The 19,005-nt window shown below is 55.8% G+C and carries 12 protein-coding genes and 2 pseudogenes; 6 read left to right on the top strand and 8 right to left on the bottom strand.

Going from position 1 to position 19,005, the window contains the following annotated elements; all coding sequences use genetic code 11:
- Positions 1–123: 123 nt before the first annotated feature.
- A pseudogene (locus Pla100_RS32325) lies at positions 124–2,661 on the top strand (family 43 glycosylhydrolase); the annotation flags it as partial.
- 77 nt (positions 2,662–2,738) lie between these two features.
- Here the strand turns inward: Pla100_RS32325 and Pla100_RS29450 are convergent.
- A complete protein-coding gene (locus Pla100_RS29450; RefSeq protein ID WP_146582833.1) occupies positions 2,739–3,743 on the bottom strand; it encodes a serine/threonine protein kinase in 1,005 nt (334 codons plus the stop codon).
- 379 nt (positions 3,744–4,122) lie between these two features.
- On the opposite strand from Pla100_RS29450, the gene Pla100_RS29445 reads away from it, so the two are divergent.
- Both Pla100_RS29445 and Pla100_RS29440 read left to right on the top strand, forming a co-directional pair.
- Complete coding sequence (locus tag Pla100_RS29445; RefSeq protein ID WP_315853506.1) at positions 4,123–6,825, top strand: right-handed parallel beta-helix repeat-containing protein; 2,703 nt, start codon at positions 4,123–4,125, stop codon at positions 6,823–6,825.
- A 108-nt stretch (positions 6,826–6,933) separates the two neighbouring features.
- Positions 6,934–8,019 (top strand): AI-2E family transporter, encoded by a 1,086-nt coding sequence (locus tag Pla100_RS29440; RefSeq protein WP_146582831.1) that lies wholly within the window; start codon positions 6,934–6,936, stop codon positions 8,017–8,019.
- Positions 8,020–8,387: 368 nt separating this feature from the next.
- Here the strand turns inward: Pla100_RS29440 and Pla100_RS29435 are convergent, their stop codons facing one another.
- From Pla100_RS29435 to Pla100_RS31360, 3 genes are read right to left on the bottom strand one after another with little or no spacing between them, the layout of a single operon-like run.
- Positions 8,388–9,644, bottom strand: coding sequence for an amidohydrolase family protein (locus Pla100_RS29435; RefSeq protein WP_146582835.1), 1,257 nt, complete (start codon positions 9,642–9,644; stop codon positions 8,388–8,390).
- Entirely contained in the window at positions 9,641–10,876 is a 1,236-nt protein-coding gene (locus tag Pla100_RS29430) for a 3-hydroxyacyl-CoA dehydrogenase family protein (RefSeq protein ID WP_146582829.1), read from the bottom strand. The genes Pla100_RS29435 and Pla100_RS29430 overlap by 4 nt, the downstream gene beginning before the upstream one ends.
- Positions 10,873–12,246 carry a YdjY domain-containing protein gene (locus Pla100_RS31360; RefSeq protein WP_197168339.1) on the bottom strand — a complete coding sequence of 458 codons (1,374 nt, stop codon included), beginning with the start codon at positions 12,244–12,246 and terminating at the stop codon, positions 10,873–10,875. The genes Pla100_RS29430 and Pla100_RS31360 overlap by 4 nt, the downstream gene beginning before the upstream one ends.
- A gap of 143 nt (positions 12,247–12,389) precedes the next feature.
- Here Pla100_RS31360 and Pla100_RS29420 point away from each other — a divergent pair, with 143 nt between their 5' ends.
- Entirely contained in the window at positions 12,390–14,396 is a 2,007-nt protein-coding gene (locus tag Pla100_RS29420; protein ID WP_231603790.1) for a hypothetical protein, read from the top strand.
- A gap of 640 nt (positions 14,397–15,036) precedes the next feature.
- On the opposite strand, the gene Pla100_RS32550 is transcribed toward Pla100_RS29420, so the two are convergent.
- Both Pla100_RS32550 and Pla100_RS29415 read right to left on the bottom strand, forming a co-directional pair.
- Positions 15,037–15,336: a type II toxin-antitoxin system RelE/ParE family toxin gene (locus Pla100_RS32550; protein WP_390620677.1), complete on the bottom strand. Its 300-nt coding sequence runs from the start codon at positions 15,334–15,336 to the stop codon at positions 15,037–15,039.
- Complete coding sequence (locus tag Pla100_RS29415) at positions 15,329–15,553, bottom strand: addiction module protein (protein WP_146582825.1); 225 nt, start codon at positions 15,551–15,553, stop codon at positions 15,329–15,331. Before Pla100_RS29415 ends, Pla100_RS32550 begins: the two co-directional genes overlap by 8 nt.
- Positions 15,554–16,011: 458 nt before the next feature.
- Between Pla100_RS29415 and Pla100_RS29410 the strand changes: the two are divergent.
- Positions 16,012–16,752: pseudogene (locus Pla100_RS29410) on the top strand (IS91 family transposase); the annotation flags it as partial.
- 641 nt (positions 16,753–17,393) lie between these two features.
- Here Pla100_RS29410 and Pla100_RS29405 read toward each other — a convergent pair.
- On the bottom strand, positions 17,394–17,672 hold the full coding sequence (locus Pla100_RS29405) for a thioredoxin family protein (RefSeq protein WP_146582823.1): 279 nt from the start codon (positions 17,670–17,672) through the stop codon (positions 17,394–17,396).
- Between the two features lie 578 nt (positions 17,673–18,250).
- Complete coding sequence (locus tag Pla100_RS29400; RefSeq protein WP_146582821.1) at positions 18,251–18,637, bottom strand: hypothetical protein; 387 nt, start codon at positions 18,635–18,637, stop codon at positions 18,251–18,253.
- Positions 18,638–18,734: 97 nt separating this feature from the next.
- Here Pla100_RS29400 and Pla100_RS29395 point away from each other — a divergent pair, with 97 nt between their 5' ends.
- Positions 18,735–18,962: a tyrosine-type recombinase/integrase gene (locus tag Pla100_RS29395; protein WP_231603788.1), complete on the top strand. Its 228-nt coding sequence runs from the start codon at positions 18,735–18,737 to the stop codon at positions 18,960–18,962.
- Positions 18,963–19,005: the final 43 nt, after the last annotated feature.

Genomic DNA, 19,005 nt, shown 5'->3' with positions numbered 1-19,005 from the left:
TCTGGGGGAGGGGGGCGTTGTGCGCGGTCGGTCAAAATCAGACTCGCAATCCGCTTCGCTGCGTTTCGCAATGGCCAAACCTCAAAACGCAGAACCGATTTCGTCCTTGGTGAATAATGCGGGTTCACGTTTGACATCACCGACGAAGCGCAAGCGGGCGAAAACGAATTGGTTGTACGTGTCGAAGACGCGACCGAGGAATATCAACTTCGCGGTAAACAAGTTCTCGACGCCAAAGGGATTTGGTACACGCAGGTTTCCGGAATTTGGCAAACCGTTTGGCTGGAACGTTTTCCCCAGCGACACATCACCGACATAAAGCTGATGCCACGGGCAAACAGTGGCGAATTGAATGTACAAGTCAGTTCCAATGATTCGGCACACGAGGGACTGATCGTTACCATCCGTGATGGCAAGAAACTCGTCGCGAGCGGAACCGCTTGGCGCGACCCATCGAACCCGACGAACCAATCAAGCATCACGATCAAGATCCCGGACGATGTCCTGAAGCTTTGGACGCCGGATAATCCGTTCCTTTACGACGTCAACGTCTCAATCATTGATCAGCAGAATCGCGTTTACGATTCGGTGCAGTCCTACGCCGGCATCCGAGACGTCGGCAAAATGAAGGATGCCAATGGCGATTGGCGATTCACCCTCAATGGTGAGACAATTTTTCATTGGGGGCCGCTCGATCAAGGCTGGTGGCCGGACGGGTTGCTGACTCCGCCGTCCGACGAAGCGATGTTGTTTGATATCGAGTGGTTGAAGAAAGCGGGCTTCAACATGATTCGCAAACATATCAAGGTCGAGCCGCGACGTTATTACTATCACTGCGATCGACTGGGCATGATGGTTTGGCAAGACCAAGTCAGCGGAGGCGTCAACAAGGACGCCTGGCCAGAGTGGACTCGCCTGAAACCAAATCCAGTCGATGCGGTTTGGCCCCCCGGGCAACACCAGCAGTTCATGCTGGAACTAGAACGCATGATCGATACACTGGAGAATCATCCTTCGATCGTCAGTTGGGTCCCCTTCAATGAACGCTGGGGACAGCATCTGACCATGGAGGTCGGCAAGTGGACGGTTCAACGCGATCCGTCAAGAATCATCAACATCGCCAGTGGCGGAAATTTCTGGCCGATCGGTGATGTGGTCGACGAGCACCGCTACCCGCATCCCGGTTTCCCGTTCGAACTAAACGAGAACGGCCGGTTTGACGATTTTATCAAAGTCGTGGGCGAGTTCGGCGGACACGGCTATCCGGTCAAAGGCCATCTCTGGGATGCCAATCGTCGCAACTGGGGCTATGGCGGCCTGCCAAAGAACGAAGCCGAGTACAAAGAACGCTATGTCACTTCACTCAAGATGCTCAACGAGTTGCGTGGCCAAGGCATCGCGGCAGGTGTCTACACCCAAACTACCGACGTCGAAGGTGAGATCAATGGACTGATGACCTACGATCGCAAGGTGATCAAGATCCCAGCCGAAGAGCTTGCCGAACTACATCAATCGCTCTTTACCGAAACGCCTCAAGAAGCCGCCAAGGCCGACCAGTTTTCAAAAGACGCATTCTCCGAAGTGCCGACCGATCGCAAACCCGCTCCGGTGATGGACGCCGAAACAATCCGACAAGGTCTGAAATCACACGACAAGGCTTTGTATATCAAAGCCGGTTGGATTCGAGATCCATACATCACGCTTGGTCCTGACGGGTATTACTATCTGACCGGAACACAACCCAACGAAAACGATCCGCGTGAAACAACCAATCCCTACAACATCGGACTGGGGGATGAATCCATCGTCGGGGATCAGATAAGGGCCTATCGCAGTCAAGACTTGATCGAGTGGGAATCGCTCGGCGTGATCTTTTCAACGGACGATTTGTACGAGCGAGCCAACAACAAAAAGAAACAAGACGCGGGTCGGATTTGGGCTCCCGAGGTTCACTGGTTAGGAGATCGCTGGGCTGTCGTTCATTGCCCCAAGCAAGTGTCGAGTCTCGCATTATCGTCGGGCAAAGAATTGAAGGGTCCCTGGTCGCACCCGATGAAGGGATCGATGGGGCCTCGTCATGACCCCTCCTTGTTCACCGATGATGATGGGACTCGTTATTTGCTTTGGGGGAACACGATGGTCGCACCACTGAGCGATGACCTGACGTCCTACACTGCCGAACCCGTTCGCATCGATCCATCGGGATCACGTCCGGGGCCGGACGGAAAGCCGATCAGTCGCATCGGTCACGAAGGCGCGACGATGATCAAAGTGGGCGGCAAGTACGTGCATCTGGGCACGGCTTGGTCGACCGATCAAGGACGCAAAGGATCCTACAATTTGTATTACAGCGTCGCTGATAAAATCACCGGCCCTTACGGTCCCCGCAAGTTCGCCGGCCGGTTCCTCGGACACGGAACCCCGTTCAAGGACAAGAACGGCAATTGGTGGTGTACCGCTTTCTTCAATGGCAACGTCCCCCCGTTGTCGCGCGAGGGGATCGAAACGAAAGACATCGGCGACAACGCCAAAACGATCAACGAACAAGGTGTCACCATTGTGCCGCTTGACGTTCGTATGCTCGACAATGGCGTGGTCTTCATCGGCGCCAAAGACGTGGCGTACGCCACCCCCGGACCGGACGAAGCCCAATCGTTCTAGCGATTATGCGACGTCCGAGCTTCAGTTCATCATGGGGGACGTATACCGGCCGGCTTGATGCGGCTCTGTTCGCGGTTCTAGAGCGATTGAATCAGCTCTTCGAGATCTTCAATCAGCTGATTCATCGAGTCATACCTTGCGGACGGCTGCTTTGCGATGGCTTTAAAAACTATCTCATCAGCGCGACGGGGAATGGAAAACTGCGTTGAACGTTCGCTCGGCGGAGCGGGTCGGCGACTGCAGATGTTCTCAAACGTTTCTTCACGATTCTTGCCGCGAAAGGGTTCCGCTACTGCCATCGCTTCGTAGAGGCAAATGCCAGCCGAAAAGATGTCGCTGCGTTCGTCTATATCACGGTTGCTGATCTGTTCTGGTGACATGTAGGTCGGCGTTCCCAGTAGCTGATCCGCGGGGGTAAGCGTGGGCAGGTCGTCGATATGTTTGCTGATATGATCGACAGCAACGTTGTTGACCTGTGCTGAGATCGAATGTTGCGGACGCACCGGAGTCGTATGATGTCGGCCATCATCGAAGTTGGGTTCTCCCCAAACTTTTGCCGTTCCCCAATCCAGCAGCGTCACTTCGCCAAAGTTTCCGACCCAGATATTTTCAGGCTTCACGTCGCGATGAATGACCCCGAGTGCGTGAGCGAATGATAGAGTCCGACACGTCGAGGTCACGATCTCGATCCGACGTCGCAGCGGAAACACCTCGAGGGTTTCGTGGTCACCTTTCCCAATCCTCCGCAGCACCGCATGAAAGTTCTCTCCAGAGATTCGCTTCATGGCGTAGTAGATCCCGAATTCGTTATCGTCACCGATTTCATAAACCGGCACGGTGCCGGGGTGTTCGATCTGCGCCGTCACTCGGGCCTCTCGCAAGAACCGACGTCGAGCCGAGCGTTCGAAGCGGTAACCCGGCCACAGCGTTTTGATGGCGACCATCCGCCCGGCAATCTGGTCGAAAGCGGAATACAGAATTCCGTTTCCGCCACGAGCTATCTCGTTCAATTCACTGTACTTGGCCAGCCCATGAAGGTCTTTGAAAGGAAGTCGAACATCTGTGTTGGAAAGTGTAATCACCGCCGAGTCCCTCTGATTGCGTGGTCGTTTTGTGATTGTTCAAGTGGTGATCGCCCAGTGTGATCGACTGTGAGTGTGTTTTGCCAGGGGTTCATCAGTCAAACGCTCCGCGATGGTAGCCTGTCTAGAAAAGATGATTTTGAACGATTTACTCGTTGCGAGCCGATACATGCTGCTTGCGCCGTGATTTTCGATTTTTTGCCATTTGAAACTAACCTTTTGGGCGTGGTACCGATTGACGCCGGGATTTGACTCGTGAAATGAGAGAGACGACACTGTGGCTGGGAACCGAGTTCGGTTCCTTGCCAAGACGCTGACATCTGGCCAGAGAACATGCTCCGGCCCGCCGAACAGCTCTATCGGACGGAGGAAGATCCCTATGAAATGGTCAATCTCGCCGACGATCCCGAACTCGCCAAGACTTTCAGGCTGGCTGTTTCTTGTTCTGGCGAAGTTAGTTCCCATCCACGCGAGGACGTTTGAAATGTTCAAGATCAAAATCTCTCTCTTCTTGACCGTCCTTGCCTTGCCCACGATGCTCGGTGCAGAAACCATCGTCCGGGTCTCGCCCGACGGCCCGATTCGAACGCTTGGTGATGCCCGTGATGCGATTCGCCAACAACGTGCGGAGCGTTCAACTGAGTCGTACCGCGTGGTCGTCGCCCAGGGTCGCTACGAACTGAGTGAACCGATCTTTTTCGAACCGCGCGACGGCAACGTGATTTATGAAGCCGAACCCGGTACCCGTCCGGTGATCTCGGGCGGACGACGCATCGCAACAACCTGGACCCAAGCCCAGGACGGCGTCTGGACGACGCAACTTCCAAGCGACTGGCATTTCGAACAGCTATGGGTTAACGGACGCCGTGCCATTCGGGCTCGCGAACCGGATCGTTTCTTTCACTATCTCATGAGGGTCAAAGAGGATCGACTCGGAGAAAACGGCCGAGCTCGACAGACTCTCATCGTACGACCGGACGAATTGTCGGGACTCGAGCGATTGTCGCCCGAGCAAATCAACCGGATCCAGTTGGTCGCCTTTCACAAGTGGGACACCACCCGTCGCTATCTTGATAGCGTCGACGCAGCGGCGGGGAGGATCGTTGTCACCGGCGGACCGATGAAGTCATGGAACCCATTGACTCACAATACCGGCTACCAACTTGAAAATTATCGTGCCGCACTGGATCAACCAGGCGAATGGTTCCTCGATCCATCTGGCCTGTTGAGCTATCAGCCCCGAGACGGTGAGTCCATCAACGACGCCGAGGTGATCGCGCCAATAAGCGATAAGGTGCTCGTCATTCAAGGTAACGCGGCGAAGGAAGACTCTGTTGAGAATCTGCAATTTCGAGGACTCGCGTTTCGCAACTGCGGTTGGATCTCACCGCCGGGAGGATTCGAACCTTCCCAAGCGGCATCACCGATCGAGGCGACGATTCAAATCGACGGTGCGGAAGGCATCGTTTTCAAAGACTGTGAAATCGGTCACACCGGTGGATACGGGATCTGGTTTCGCAAGGGATGCCGCGATGGGCGCGTCGAGCGTTGCTTCATTCACGATCTGGGCGCTGGCGGGGTTCGGATCGGTGAAACCGGCATCGCGTCAAATGAACCCGAACGAACCAGCCAGATCACCATTGACAACAACATCATTTACAACGGCGGTCACGTCTTTCCGTGTGCTGTCGGAGTTTGGATCGGACAAAGTGGTCATAACAGCGTGACGCACAATGAGATCGCGGATTTCTATTACACCGGGATCTCGGTCGGATGGCGCTGGGGATACGCCGAAAGTTTGGCGAACAACAATCGAATTCAATTCAACCACATTCATCACCTGGGCCAGGGTTACCTGAGCGACATGGGAGGCATCTACACACTCGGTCCTTCCCCCGGAACCGTGCTCAGCGGCAACGTCATTCATGACATTGACTCATGGGGATACGGCGGCTGGGGCCTCTACAACGACGAGGGAAGCACGGACATACTGCTGGAGAACAATCTGGTTTATCGCACCAAGTCCGGCGGATATCACCAACACTACGGTCGCAATAACCTGATTCGCAACAATATCTTTGCACTGGGACGTGAGTACCAAGTACGGCGCAGTCGAGTCGAAGACCACCTCTCGTTCATGTTCGAACAGAACATCGTTTACTACGACAGTGGTGAGCTTTTTCATGGTCAATGGGGCGACAAGAACGTTCGTGTGCGGAAGAATCTTTACTGGCGTCCGGGCGGCGAAGTGGACTTGTCTAAGGCCGACCAAAGCGGCGAATCGGTCGTCGCCGAGCCTGGCTTTATCGATCCGCAAAAAGGTGACTTCCGCCTCCGCGATACCAGCGCGATCGAGCGGATCGGCTTCCAGCCCTTCGATTCGTCCAAGTCGGGAGTCTACGGTGATGAGACCTGGGTCCGACGAGCAAAGACTTTGCCGATGCCGCCCATGGATCAGCCGCCCTCACCGCCACCGCTTGAATTGCACGAAGACTTTGAACTCGGCGAACTCCCCGTCAACGCCGGAACAAGCGTCGATGATCGATTCGGCGGTATTGATGTGATCGACGTTCCTCATGCCCGCAGCGGCTCACGCGTTCTACGATTGACCGACGCGCCAGGCCAAAGCCAATCCTACTACCCGATGCTCACGCTTTCACCCAACTACAAGGAAGGTACATCCCGATGCAAATTCGCCGTGCGGTTAAGCGAGGACGCGGTCTTTCAACATGAATGGCGGGATTCGGCGCAGCCGTACAGGGCGGGGCCGAGTCTGTGGTTTGAAAAAGGGAATTTAAGAACGCCCAAACGCCATTTAATGGAACTGCCCAGCGATCAGTGGATCGAGATCGACGTCACCGCCGCGTTAGGCGAGAACGCTGGGGTTTGGAATGTCAGCGTTACGATCGCAGGTCAATCTCCACATACGTTTGCCGACTTACCGAATGTTAACGACCAATGGCATTCCCTCGATTGGGTTGGTTTCATTAGTCAAGCCAAGACCGATGCGGTCGTGGACATTGACGATTTGATGTTGAATAACAGGCGAACGATGATGACTACGCCTGCGTCTTCGAACTAATCGTAAAGTTCCGGGATCCTTAAGGCGGCGACGAGCCCGTCACCAGACGAAGGGAACGTGAATTGCAACGTATGGCCTCGTTCCCTTACACGCACGCAGGCCAGTGCCATGAATCGACTTGACACGCATCGCCGAACACTCACCACATTGCTCTCAACCCGCCAAATCACTCTTTTGGCCGTTTTGTTAATCGGCATCTCACTCGCCGTCGCGGATTTGTTTGTAACCACTCTAAGCGTCGCCCTTTTGCTGTTCGCCGGGTTGCTCTTTGGTGTTTTTTTGCACGCGCTGAGCGTTTGGCCGACACGCCATACGCCGATCAGTTATCGAGCCAGCTATCTCATCGTGGTGACATTGCTAATTCTTTTGATCGTCGGCGGCACCTATTACATGGGCTCCCAGATCGGACAAAGGGTAGATGATTTTACGTCTCAACTTCAACAATCCATCCAAACCACCGATCAAAAGATCAGCCAAATCGATTGGGCCAATCGCAATTTCCCAAGCATCGAGGACCTGCGACAACGAATCCTGGAATCGACCGGTTCGGTCTTGCCCAAGATGTTTCAAGGTTTGCAAATGGTCGGCTGGGGCATCACTGGTGCGTTTGTGATTTTCTTCGTCGGTTTATACGCGGCTTATGATCCCGACTTGTACCGCAATGGACTCGTCAAAATGACATCCAAGCGGAACCGTTCTCGCTATAGCGAGGTGCTTAAGCAAACTCGAACAGCTCTAGGGCAATGGTTGATGGGACGATTCATGTCCATGGCCGTCGTCGGCATCGCGACCGCGATCGCCCTGTGGATTCTTGGCGTTCCGTTAGCGTTCTCGTTGGGAGTCTTAGCGGCGTTCTTGACATTCATCCCCAACATCGGGCCCCTTTTAGCGGCAATTCCTCAAATGTTGTTGGCGGTGAACCTGGGAACTCAGACGGTGATTTATGTTTTGGTCTTCAACGTCGCCTTGCAGATGGTCGAAAGCTATCTGATCACTCCGATGATACAGAAGCATGAAGTCTCGTTGCCACCCGTTTTAACCATCGCATCGCAACTGATCATGGGTGTGTGGGCCGGCATCATCGGCATCATGATGGCCGCGCCATTGGTTGTCGTGGCGATGGTGGGCATTCAAATGCTGTATGTGCATGATCGTCTCGGTGACGACCATCCCGGCGAACTCGCCGAACAATGATGCCACTCTCGTTCCCAGGCTACCGCCTGGGAACGTACTGTCTTGGAGGCTCCCGCCTCCCGATCCAGGTTCCGCAGCTAATCACCAGGCGGGAGCCTGCGTTGCAGTGGGTTTCCTGGCGGGAGCCCTCTTGATAGGTCACATCGTTTTTGACCCCCACGAGCTCGTCTCGTGGGTGAATTAGGTTCGCCAGCTAGACAACGATGCCCTCCCAACCTTCCGATTTTCACTAGTGCTCGCCGCTTCAAGCGGCGAGCACCAGTGAAAATCGGAAGGTTGTGCGAATTGCGGCTCGTGTCTAGCTTGCCAACCTCGGCTTCCTGCCAGACGAGCTGGCAGGGGAGCAATCCATGAGGACTTGTGGCCTATCAAGTGGGCGGGGGCTTGGGAACCAGTTTGGAGAGGTTGGACAATCGTTCGCGAACTCCCGGAATGATCCGCGCAGCGTTCTCGAAATAAATTTTTCGTAACACATCGTCGGGCAGATCGACACCATAGATGTTCCACAGTCCTTGCGGCGGCGGCGACTTTTCGCTGTAGGGAAAGTACTCGTCGTCGGTTTCGAAAAATCGCCAATACAGTCGCAGTCGGCTTTCAGGTTGAGGCCCATCGGTTCCGAACATAATGCGGTCGGCGTAGCGAATCAGAAACTTGCGGGCCGTGAACGGCTGCCGCCCCAATTCGCTGATCCGTGATGCCGGTTCAATGACTAGATTCGGGTACCGATCGAGCCACTCGCTGACGGTTCCCAAATCTTCAGGGTTGTTGGCGATATGGGCCCCGATGAAGGTGGTTTTTGGGTGGCGAGCGATGACGCGGTTGCGGGCGTTCAATAGTTCGAGTCGCGACGGATACTCGTCGCCGTAAAAGCTCCAGTCGGGATGGCGTGACAACTCCTCCCATCGTTCGTTCCTGGCATCAATCGGTTCGAAGAATGCGGCCGGATCGGCGGTGTGAATGATCACCGGAATGCCGACTTCGCCACACACCGCCCAGATCGGATCCCATCGCCGATCATCGATCTCGATCAAGCTACCGTCGGGGTTACGATAGCCGAGTCCGAATTGCTTGAAGATTTTCAAGCCCGAAACGCCTCGCTTCACCGCGTTGCGAATCGCTTCGGCCGTTCGCTCGGCAAATCCCGGACGATGGCACGCCCAAGTTGCCGGCTCATCGTTGGCACCGTCACCTCGCCAATCGACGTTCGTATAGATCACAAAACGATCTCGGTATCGATCCCATAAGTACTCGATATGCTCGTCGAGTTGGCTGCCGAGTTTTCCGTCCAACGATGCGCAAACGGCGATGTTGTTTCGGTTCATCACTTCGACAAAATCGTCGAGCGCATCGCGGTTGTGACGCGTCCGATAAAAGAAGTGCGTGTGAACATCGACGACCGGCATTTGAGCGTGCTGCAAGTCGGTCGATTCAACCTTCAGTTGCGATACCGGATCAAAAGTCCGCACCGAAAGATCGCGACCGTCGCATCCGTCCAACGTGGCCTCTTCATCATTTTCACTCTCTCGGGCGGTTTGCCCTTCAGTCGATTCGTTCCCGGATTGAGGCCAAGCCGACGGGCTCGACCAAACTAAAAAAAACAAAATCAGTGACCAACGGATATTCATGAGCATGACCGGGGGATCGGTTGAACAGATCGGATGAGGGGATAATCAGCCGCAATCCGTTGCAATGTTTCCGGGGACAAAACGCTCTCGGGCGATGCCGTTTGGGATGACAGATCACGACCGCGTCGCCACGCGAGTCCTTCTCGCATCGCCAAGCCGATCGTCTCCGAATCGGCGATTCCGTCACGAACAATCGCGGCGGCTTCCCAATGCATCGTCGCAGCGAATAGTTCCGCAACGAGCGCGATCAATTCGTCCGCATTCAACATGCCAACATTAAAATCATGATGTCGGTAACGCTCAACCAATTCACTCGCCTCGGCGGTAATCCCTTGACCTTCGCGATGCGGATGCGACGAATCACTCGCTTGTAAACTGTACGTATAAAAGCCCCGACCTCCTTGGACGCCGGTGAGTTTTCGTTTGACCAATGCGGGCAACAGCGGCGACGGATCCATGCGAGTCGGGAACGCTTGCCAAACCGTCCTACCGCCGTCGAACGCCGTTCGTGGGCCGATCAGATCGATCAGTTCCAAGGGCGAGATCGGCATTCCGTAGCCGATCGCGGCTCGGCCGATGACGTCCTCGTCCACTCCCCCGCATAACAACCACATCGCCAAATTCAGATAAGACGACAACATGCGATTGACGACGAACCCTGGGCCATCGCGGACCAACAGCGGCCGCTTCGCCAATCGCTCGGCATGACGACAACACGCCGCGACCACTTCAGGATCGGTCGCCGGACTCGAAATGATTTCGGCGGCGTGACGATCAACGACCGGCATGAAGAAATGCAATCCGCACAGCCGCTCGGGATGTTGCATCGTCGACGCGATCTTTTCGATCGAGAGTGTCGATGTGTTCGTCGTCAGGATCGGTGATCGCTCGAACCAACCTTCCGCATCGGCAAAGAACGCTTGCTTAACATCGAGTCGCTCGGCGATCGATTCGATCAATAGCCATCGGGGAACCTCCGGACCGAACGAAGGATCGTGATCGTTCGGCCGGATCAGTACGATCGGCAAGTCCACCTTGGCACCCCAGGGCGGTGCCGACTCGGCCGTCGATTCACTGCGTTGCAACACCCAATCGCACGACCGCGATAACATGTCGGCGTCTCGATCGGCCATCCATACCGGGATCCCTGCGAGCAGATGATCCAGCGCAATTGACCGCCCCACCACGCCCGCACCGACGAGTAAGACCTGAGGCCAAACCACCTCGCTCATGAACCCGAATCGTCCGTTTTGACCGGTGGTTCGGCTTCCTTCGAATCAGCACCTTTCGCATCGTCTTCTGGGGAATGATCGCCAAGGGGTAGCATGTCGACTTCGGGCGGTTGTTCGGGGGCGATCGAGCGTTCGGTTTTGTCGGCTTCGCTTGGTAGTGGGACGAGTACCAACCGCACCGGCGTGCCCTGTTCGGGGATCCGTTCGGTGAAAGGTTCGAACAATGTGTTGCCCGCATCAGCGCTGCTGGCGAAAGGAACGTCCATCATCGCCGTCGAGAAATTCGAAACGCAAATCATGTCACCCGCGTTGGCTGAATAATGTTCGACCTTTTCATCCGGGTCGGTCCAAAACTCACTTCCGGCGAACACCCACGGTTCAGCGAGTTCTTCCTTCGTTTCGACATTGCGAACCCATCGCCGCGCGTCGACGACATTGAATTGATCGCCGGGTACAAACGGTCGATAGCGGGTACGGTTGTCTTGAGCGGAGACTTCGGTCTCGTCGCTCGGCGCTGCTTCCTTTTCGTTGCGATGCATCACCCAAACAGCCACGGTCTGGCCGGTCGGCGGTTTGAACTCGGGGTCCCATCGGGCGGTCGTGCCACTTTCGGCACCGATCGCCAACAACGCCGCGTGGACCTCACTGCTTTTGGCAAACACGGCGATGACGGATTCGTGTTCTTTGGTGCCGACCGGACATGCCAACATTTCCAGTGGCCCACGACGCATCGTGACATAACCGTCGATGTAAATCCGTTTCGCTTTCATATCGACCCACAAGTCCGGTTGAACCCCCAATTGCGTGCCACCGGCGGGCGGTCCATACGTATCGGCGAGTCGCCGCAGAGCTTTGGCTTGGGCTTCGAGTTCCGCCATGATCTCCGGATCGGGAACGTACTCCTCGTCCAGTTCGGCCTGGGTAAGCGGTTTGCCCTGTTCGGCGGATGTCGCCGGCACAATGGCGGGTGCCGGTTCAATGGCGGGTGCCGGTGCCATCGCTGCCGCTGGTTCGCTCGACTCCGGCTTGATCGGTGCGGGCGTCATCGGTGCGGGTTTGGCCGGCACGGGTTTCGTCGGATTGGGCTCTTCCGGCGCTGGTTCATTCGCGGTTTCGACTGCGGGGGCGTTCGATTCGGGTAACTTGGCGGCCGGTTCTGCGGGAGTTATTACTTCCGAACGAGTCGCTGAAGATGCCGACGGCGGGGCCGTTTGAGGCCGACAGCCAGGAAACCCGACACAGACCACCCCCGCAAACACGAGAAAAACCGAGCTTACACGGTTTCCTAAAGTCCAAAAGGAACCGCAACCGTCGTCGTCGCGGGATGGCTCCACCATTTTGCGGCTGCGGCGGGCAAATTCGACTGTCATGACGTCTTCCTTGGTCCGGTGGGGCGGTTAGACTGCGTTGCACTTTCTTTTGTTCTCTTCCAGTATTCCAGCAACCGGCCGATCGGTCCATCACCGTGACAAAAACTGCTCCTCCCCGTCGTCGGCGAATTTCAAAAAAGGCGTTGCCAATTGATGCGTCGAATCCGCCCGCGTTTGTCGGACCGCTCGACGCGGAAGCTTGGGAAAAACTTCAAACGCAGCTTTTCACGACATCATCGAAATACTCCTCCGATGCAGTCTTTACCTCCGAAGTGTTCGGATTCGGGGCCACTCCCGAAGCCTGTTATCTGTTCGGCCTCACCGTCGCGGCGAAAACGCACGATGACGACGAATCTGAAAAAACCTCCGAAACGATCTCTTCGTGGCAACGGCAACTGTCCCGCTTGGCGACACATCCGAGTGATGCGGAGACCACGATCGAGCCACTTGATGCGGACGAGCTGATTCAGCGGGTCGCCGCGTTCCTCAAGACGACACCGGTCGCCAAGACCGATCTCAGCACAGCCCTCGAAGCGATCCTTTGGGCATCCGCGATGGTTCCGCTGACTCGGCTGCTGCCCCAGGAAATCTGGTGGCAACTGCTCTCGCATCTGCAACAGTACCGGGCCGAGGCCGCCCTGGAAGCGGAACCGAGATCGGCGAACTACCTGTTGCTCGCCGGCGAGCTGGGCATCACGCTCGCATGGCGATTACCGACGCTGCCGTCATGCGGACGAATCCGACAGGCATCCTTGGACGCGGTCTCGACATTCCTGGAAGGCGAAGGCGACAGCATCGACCGCGTCTTGACCCGACCGCAAGATCTACGATTGGTCGTCGCCTCGTTAGTACGATGTGAGCGATTGTTTCCGATCGTGAGCAAACGCAAGTTCAAAAAACGATACCTCGAAATCGCCGCCGAGTTCGCCACCTGGATGGCCGCATTGAACCGGCAAGACGGGTCGCAGGTCTTCACACCAACGACCGGCCGAGATGTGAAGTGGGACGTCAAACCGCCCAAGTCCATCCAAGCGGGAGGCAAGAAGCACACCAAGAAACGGGCCAAATCATCGAAAAACAAACTCGCCAATAACTCGGTCGATTTACTCGGCGGACTGATGCGAGCGGCCAGTTGCTTTGACGTCGACACGTTGGTTCCCGCCATCGCCGCGTCGCTGGGACAAAGTCATTCGGGCGGCCGGTTGGCGTGGGAAGTTTCCCTACCCGAGGCGATGTGGCACGCCGAGGAAGGCAAACTGGTCGTGATGTTGCCCGAATGGGACGTCCGCCGCGGTCGATCTTTCATCGACTACTCGGGCGAAGACATGCGTGTCGAAATCGTCGGCGGACGATCGTCGGTCTTCGCAGGCGTTCATCAAACAATGGTCCAAGTCGACGGCAACGCCGCGCACCCCAAGGGCCCATGGGAAGTCACGTGCGAATACAGCGACGACGACGTTCACATGATTGAAATGGAACAACCTTTTACCAATGGAGTCGTTTTGCAACGACAGTGGATGGTCGTTCGCGAAGACCGCTGCGTGATGGTGTCCGACGCAGTCTTGCCGGCGAAACCGGATGGTTCAGCGGAATCCAAAAAAGCGGCGTCCGATCACGTCGCTTCGGAACCAATCCATGCGCCGGAGTTGGTTTGCATTAGCCGGTTACCTTTGGCGGGCGAGATCGAAGTGGTCTCAGATGATGAGGTTCGTGAGTTCGTCTTGACGCAGCGATCCAAGCCGCGATGCAAAGTATTGCCGTTGGCCGCAAGCGAATGGCACGTCGGACCGTCCGACGCGAAAGTTTCAGTCTCGGATGATCGACATCTGGTCGTGGAAACTCGCGGCGTCGGCGCGATCTACTCGCCGATCTGGATGGATTTTCAGCCTCGGCGATTCGGCCGGCCGAGCACTTGGCGAACGTTAACGATTGCGGACAACTTGCAAACAGTAGGTCGTGAGGTGGCGGCGGGATTCCGCGTCCAAGCAGGCAGTGAACATTGGGTGATCTACCGCTCACTTTCCGGACGGAAACCCCGCTCGTTCATGGGCAAACACATCGTCGCCGATTTCTTCGCCGCCCGCTTCCACCCCGGCGACGGTGGAATGGAAGAACTCGTCACGGTCGATGAGTCCGACGTATCGAAATAAGGCTACTAACGTAGTGGACGCGGTGACGAATCCTGTGATGGTTATCGCCGCGTTGGGATTCTATCGCGGTACAGGAGCCATCGAGGGGAGGATCCATCGAGGGGCAGAGCACTTTTTGGAAGAAACAGAGCCCCCGATGGTGCTGTTTGGTTTTTGCGAACTGTGCGAGTGCAAACATGGGGGGCGAGTGCAAACATGGGGGGCGAGTGCAAACATGGGGGGCGAGTGCAAACATGAGGGATCAGACTTTTCACGTCGGGCCAAACGAACCACGGCAGCACCGCAGTAAGCTCGGGGCAAACAATCGGAGTCAAAATCGCTATCGGAAATGTTCTCCGCGTACGCGGAATAGTCAACCCTTGAAACAATGCTCTGTCCCTAGTATTCCGCCTTCCGTCCCTAGTATTCCGCCCTGTTACGCATTCGATCTCGAATAGGTACCACCATCCGCACCGGAGTACCAAGCACGGAAGCAAAAACCATACAGGCGATAGGCCGCGTGGGAAATCCAACCGGGCTTCTTGAACAGAGGACTTGAGTTTCGGCTGGTGGCACTGGCTTCGGGCAGCGACTTACGGACAAGCCAAGAAAAAGAATCGAACTCAAACAACGCCTCGCCGCGAAGTCAAATCCTAATTGGTTATCCGCGTCGTGCAAGCCATTGGTTCGGTTCTTGCGATGGATGATACACACCGATCAGGAGAACTTCGGCCTCTGTCAAGTCGTAGAGAATTACGTGCGGGAACCGAACAACTGGCCAGTATCGGAGCCCATGCTCAAACGCGGATCGACGCTCTGGGTCCGCAAGCAAGGACTTGGTGGCGTCTTGCACTTTTTGAGTGAAGTCCAACGCGAGAGACTGGCTGCTTTTTGCGTACCACTCAGCCCCGCCAACGACATCGGCGTCAAAGTTAGGATGGTATCTTGGTGTCCTAGGCATTTCGCCAAGCTTCGACACGATCCCAGACTTGTTCGTGTGTCTTGCCTAGCGTTGGGTCGACAACCATCGCGTCTCGGCGAGCTTTCGCGTGTTCAAGTATCTCCCGCGAGATTGGCAGTTCCGTATTTGGTCGCGTCAGATCACTCCAAATGCGTTCGACTAGAAGAAGCCGGTCGACTGCAGGCAAATCGCGAATTGTGTCGGTGTAAATGTCCATTGTTGTCTCCTTATGAGCATTCTAGCCGGGTAGTGGGGCGTCGGCAAGAATGCCGCGAGTGAAAGCTAATTCAGTCGGATAACGAAATGCGATTTATCCGATGGTCAGGCGTTAAAAAAGCTCAACTTGCTAGTTGAGCCGGCCGCCTGACTTTCGGATAGATCGTGCGTTGAACTTTGTCGATCGTGATCGCCACCCCGGAAGAAACGCATGCGGATTCAATCCGGCGGCTCGCTCACAACCAACCCTAATTCTACGGCCCTGGATTGCTCAAGTGCAAGTTGTCGCGACTGTTGTGCTTTGCTTGGTATCGTTTCCGCACGGTTTTGGCCTTCGTTCCTGACTCCGGCGCAGCACCGAAACGGCGATCTCGTCATTGAGAGAACGCAGTTCAGACAACCCACTAAGATCAATCGTGTCCCTTTGCTAGTCATCGCGATACCACCACGGTCGATATTGGCTGCCAACTCGGATTCTTCGGCGTGCTGCACACGTGGGGTCGTGATCCGGCCGTCTATCATCCGCATATTCACTACGTCGTTCCCGGCGGCGGAGTGAAGTTGGATCGACACGGTCAGGCCGAATCATGGCAGAGCACGCCGAAGAACTTCCTATTTCATCACGGCACGCTTGTGCGTGTGTTCAAAGCCAAGTTGGCCGACGAACTTCGCGATGCGGGCCTGTATGCACAAGTCGACCGTGTCGCTTGGACGAAGAAGTTTGTTGTTGACATTCAGGCGATCGGGCACGCAGTGCCGACACTGAAGTACCTTGCACCGTATGTCTACCGTGTTGCGATCAATGACAGTCGCATGGTGGCCGTAGATGACGAGAGGGTGACTTACCGAATCCGCCGCAAGGGGAATCGGACGCAGGCCAAGGCGGTGCCAGGCGAAGCGTTCGTTGAGAGTTTCTTGCAGCACGTGTTGCCGACGGGCTTCATGAAGATCCGCCACTACGGATGGATGAGTGCGAACAGCAAGATCTCGATCGACGAAGTGAAGTGGTTGGTGTGGATCATGCTTGGCTGGACGTTCTGGCTCGGCAGCGGCTATGCGCCGCAGCCGAAAAATCTGACCGCACCGATGCAGTGCACCGAGTGCGGCGGGGAGATGCGAGTGGTCGAGGTGACTTATCAGAGCCTTGATTCGATGGGCATCCAGATCGAGCGTGGCTTGACGTACTTCGATAGCGGGTAAGGAAAGGTGAAGCGACTCCCACCCATCAATGAACACGAAACGTCTTCGGGAGGGCGAACGATGAAGGTACGTCTAAGCGGCAGTCAAACGCGTCAAAAAACACGAACAGTGTGCTTGAGGCGGCTAAACCGCGTGGTGACTTCGCTCGTTTTGGCGCGAAAGCACCCAATCAATCCACGCATTCGATCTCGCATAGGTACCACCCTCCGCACCGGAGCGCCAAGCACGAAAGCAAAAACCATACAGGCGATAGGCCGCGTGGGGAATCCAACCGGGCTTCTTGAACAGAGAACTTGAGCTTCGGCTAGTGGCACTGGCTTCGGGCAGCGACTTACGGACCAGCCAAGAAAAAGATTCGAACTCAAACCACGCCTCGCCGCGAAGTCAAATCCTTATTGGTTATTCCGTTGCATTGTTTGAGCTAGAGGGCAAGAACTCGAAGATAAATAGAGTTTGGCCAGCGCCCCGATAGGTCGAGCAAAACCTCCAGCCGTCAGCAGCCATACGATTCAATGCATCGTCGAGTAGCCCGGCAACGATGGCCGACCGCTCTGGTTTGAGCTTGCTGGGGACGTCAATCAGTTGGTCAATCGGAAGCGTTTTGTATCGTAGATCCATGGCTAAGCTTGGGCTAGTGGGTGTCAGAGCGTATTGAGTTCGCCAGTTGAATCTGCGCCCGAGAAGAACCTCACGGCTGGGATCGAAGAAATACCCAGTCGCTTGACGCACAGTGGATTCTTATCAACGTCTAATCGTCCTATGCGACAGTCGTGATTCTGGGATGCGTGGTGAACGGTCTCTGGCTGCGTGGCCTGTGATGGGCCGCACCAAGCCGCGTAGAACTCGACGACCGTCGGAAGCGGCGAGCTCACCACGACCGCCTCGAAGTTTGCATCGGTGATTTCAAGAGTGCGTTGCATGCATGTCGTCTCGAGAATTTGAGTGGGATAACGGCGGCGTTAACGCGGCGGGCGCGTTGGACTATGACTTCAAGACCGGCGTGATCGCCCGCTCGCGTTCAACGCTTGGTTCGTCGAGTATTTGCGGTCCACGGATATAACCGCTCCAGGTCCTCCCAAAAGTTGGCGACTACTTCAATTGCTCCGTCGTGCCAATCTTCAAAGTACCGAGGACTAGACCATTCACGAGGCCCAGCGTACCGTTCACCTTCATCACCAAGAGTCGACACCCAAAATGTGGGTTCCTCAGCGGCAGAAGTGTCAAAGCAGATTGCGTCATATAGTATCGGTTCATTTTTGTCGTTCAGAAGGCGTAAATCGTCAGCTTCAATTCCGAGAACTTCGTATTCCCGTCCTACCGTTAGGGAGTGACGAAAATCACGTCCGTCTTCTGCGTTTGGGTTTCGTAAGACGACTCGCAATTTCAGTTCTCTCGACGAACGCTAGCGATCACCTCGCGGCGACGGGCGAGTTGAACTTCGAGCGAACAATTTTCGCCGCTGGGGTGCATCGCATCGTTCATCGCGGCGATGGGGCATTCAGCGGATGTTCGGCGACGTGCCGAGCGTGAGACTCAGTGTAGTGGAGTTGGGATGACCGAGCAAGTTTTGCCGCGCTGGTTCGGCGTGCCCATCGACCGAGCAATTCCGCTGCATCCGAACCAACTGTGAATGCAGTCGTGCTTGAACGAACAGGGGCAAGTAAACGTGCAGTTGGTAGAACACGCTCGCATCCGACCGAGCAACCGTCACGCCAACAAATCGCCCACGCAACCATTGGTCCGCGCACACATCACGCCAGCGAATCGATCGAGCAACAATCCGACCGAGCAACTTCCGCCATCGCAGCCAATCAGCAAAGTCGACGGCGCGGTTGAGAGTCGATGAGCGTCGGACATCACGGGGCACGGAGAGTTGATTTTCCATTTGTGAAATCGCGCAAGCCGTGCTCTCGTGCATGTCATTGTTCCCCGCCGTCGGTCTCTTCGGGAATAAACCGCACCGCGCCCTCGTCCATCAGCACATGAATGCCGTATCCACCGGGTATGCGACGCACCTGCTTGAAGCAGGCGTGAGTTTGAAAGTCATCCAAAAGTATCTCGGCCACTCATCCTTGCAAACAACGATGATCTACTTGCATTTGACCGAGACGGCTGAAGCGAACTCTCGGGAGATCATCGAGGACGTCTTCGGTAAGTTGCCTGGTGGTGTCGACGGCGACGCGGCGGCAAGGCTTGCCAAGCTGAAGTGATCAATCCGGCTTTGTGATGCCAACGGTCGCGGACGCTCTGAGG

The organism is Neorhodopirellula pilleata (genome assembly GCF_007859915.1).
GTDB lineage: Bacteria > Planctomycetota > Planctomycetia > Pirellulales > Pirellulaceae > Rhodopirellula > Rhodopirellula pilleata.
The sequence above is the reverse complement of the archived record's forward strand: the minus strand, read 5'-3'. Positions and strand labels throughout refer to the sequence as shown.

Excerpts from the sequence above, each read along its gene's own strand:
- Pla100_RS31360 (WP_197168339.1), bottom strand. The coding sequence starts at position 12,246 with ATGACAGTCGAATTTGCCCGCCGCAGCCGCAAAATGGTGGAGCCATCC.
- Pla100_RS29430 (WP_146582829.1), bottom strand. The coding sequence starts at position 10,876 with ATGAGCGAGGTGGTTTGGCCTCAGGTCTTACTCGTCGGTGCGGGCGTG.
- Pla100_RS29405 (WP_146582823.1), bottom strand. The coding sequence starts at position 17,672 with ATGCAACGCACTCTTGAAATCACCGATGCAAACTTCGAGGCGGTCGTG.
- Pla100_RS29400 (WP_146582821.1), bottom strand. The coding sequence starts at position 18,637 with ATGGAAAATCAACTCTCCGTGCCCCGTGATGTCCGACGCTCATCGACT.
- Pla100_RS29445 (WP_315853506.1), top strand. The coding sequence starts at position 4,123 with ATGAAATGGTCAATCTCGCCGACGATCCCGAACTCGCCAAGACTTTCA.
- Pla100_RS29395 (WP_231603788.1), top strand. The coding sequence starts at position 18,735 with ATGAATGCCGTATCCACCGGGTATGCGACGCACCTGCTTGAAGCAGGC.
- Pla100_RS29415 (WP_146582825.1), bottom strand. The coding sequence starts at position 15,553 with ATGGACATTTACACCGACACAATTCGCGATTTGCCTGCAGTCGACCGG.
- Pla100_RS32550 (WP_390620677.1), bottom strand. The coding sequence starts at position 15,336 with ATGCCTAGGACACCAAGATACCATCCTAACTTTGACGCCGATGTCGTT.
- Pla100_RS29440 (WP_146582831.1), top strand. The coding sequence starts at position 6,934 with ATGAATCGACTTGACACGCATCGCCGAACACTCACCACATTGCTCTCA.
- Pla100_RS29435 (WP_146582835.1), bottom strand. The coding sequence starts at position 9,644 with ATGAATATCCGTTGGTCACTGATTTTGTTTTTTTTAGTTTGGTCGAGC.